The sequence below is a fragment of the Streptomyces phytophilus genome (assembly GCF_013870535.1).
GTDB lineage: Bacteria > Actinomycetota > Actinomycetes > Streptomycetales > Streptomycetaceae > Streptomyces > Streptomyces phytophilus.
In genome coordinates this window covers 1-1,558 of sequence record NZ_JACBXC010001359.1, presented here as the reverse complement: position 1 = coordinate 1,558, position 1,558 = coordinate 1, and the positions used below count along the sequence as shown (strand labels likewise).

The following is a 1,558-nucleotide window of genomic DNA, read 5'->3' as shown; positions in this document are numbered from 1 at the left end:
CCGGGTATCCCGGCCGGAGCGCCTTGGGGATTCTGTCCGGCGACCGGGCCGGGGAATCCCGGGGACGCGGTCCGCGCGCGGCGCGCGGTGGCGCGCGGCGCCCCAGGTGAGTACGGCCTGCCTTGCTGGCGGGCGGCCGGGACCGCGCGTATCGTCGAACAGAAGATCGACGAGGGGAGCGCGATCCCATGTCAGCGGGGTTGCAGGCGGGCCGGCCGGCCGAGCGGCACGGCCATACCCACCGCGACGTCACCGGCGGCTGGCTGCGGCCGGCCGTCTTCGGCGCGATGGACGGACTGGTGTCGAACCTCGCGCTGATCACCGGTGTGGCCGGCGGCTCGGTCTCGTCGAGGACCATCGTGCTGACCGGCCTCGCGGGGCTGGCGGCCGGCGCGTTCTCGATGGCCGCGGGGGAGTACACCTCGGTCGCCTCCCAGCGCGAGCTGGTCCTCGCCGAGCTGGACGTGGAGCGGCGCGAGCTGCGCCGGCACCCGGAGGACGAGCAGCGCGAGCTGAGCGACCTGTACGAGTCCCGCGGGGTGGACCCCGAGCTGGCCGCCGAGGTGACGAAGCAGCTCATGCGGGACCCGGAGCAGGCGCTGGAGATCCACGCCCGCGAGGAGCTGGGCGTCGACCCGGGCGACCTGCCCTCGCCGACCGTGGCGGCGCTGTCGTCGTTCGGCTCGTTCGCCGTCGGCGCCCTGCTGCCGGTGCTGCCGTACCTGCTGGGCGCCACCGCGCTGTGGCCCGCGGTGCTGCTCGCGCTGGCCGGGCTCTTCGCCTGCGGCGCGATGGTGGCGCGCATCACGGCCCGCAGCTGGTGGTACAGCGGGCTGCGGCAGCTGCTGCTGGGCGGGGCCGCGGCGGCCCTGACGTACGGCCTGGGCGCGCTCTTCGGGGCCGCCGTCGGGGGCTGACCGCCGGGCCGCGGGCCCGGCCGAATCCCGTATCCTCGAAAGCGACCTGCCCGCACTCCTGATCTATTACCGCAGCGTTTCGAACCGGACCTGCGTGGGCATGTGACGGGAACCGCGGGCAGTGCCGCCCGCACTTCCTCCTGCACGAACCGTGCAGATCCCCCGCTCGGCGGGGTGCACTCCCCGACCAGGGGTGTCCGGATGCTGATACGCGGTATCCGCTTCCTGAGCTGCAGGTCATCATGTAACCTGCACGAAATTTCGGCCAGGGCCAACGTCGTCCCTCGGCACGCATCACTGCCACGACGACGACGGGAGAGCCGATGCGGCACGCATCCCAGGCGGCCCGCCCTGCAGCGCAGGGGCTGTACGACCCCCGGTACGAGCACGACGCCTGCGGGGTCGGCTTCGTCGCCACGCTGAGCGGGGAGGCCAGCCACGCACTCGTCCAGCAGGCGCTGACGGTGCTGCGCAACCTGGAGCACCGCGGTGCCACCGGCTCCGACCCGGACACCGGCGACGGCGCCGGCATCCTGCTGCAGGTCCCGGACGCCTTCCTGCGTGCCGCCGCGGACTTCCCGCTGCCGGCCGCCGGCTCGTACGCCGTCGGCATGGCCTTCCTGCCGGTGGCCGAGGACGAG

Annotated in this window: 2 protein-coding genes; both read left to right on the top strand. The window is 74.1% G+C overall.

Annotated features, from left to right (window positions below):
- Nucleotides 1-188: 188 nt before the first annotated feature.
- Entirely contained in the window at nt 189-917 is a 729-nt protein-coding gene (locus tag H5J30_RS32365; RefSeq protein WP_181791208.1) for a VIT1/CCC1 transporter family protein, read from the top strand.
- A 323-nt stretch (nt 918-1,240) separates the two neighbouring features.
- A partial coding sequence (locus H5J30_RS32360; RefSeq protein ID WP_181791206.1) for a hypothetical protein occupies nt 1,241-1,558 on the top strand: 318 nt, incomplete at its 3' end.

Coding starts and splice junctions, on each gene's coding strand:
- H5J30_RS32365 (WP_181791208.1), top strand. CDS start 189: ATGTCAGCGGGGTTGCAGGCGGGCCGGCCGGCCGAGCGGCACGGCCAT.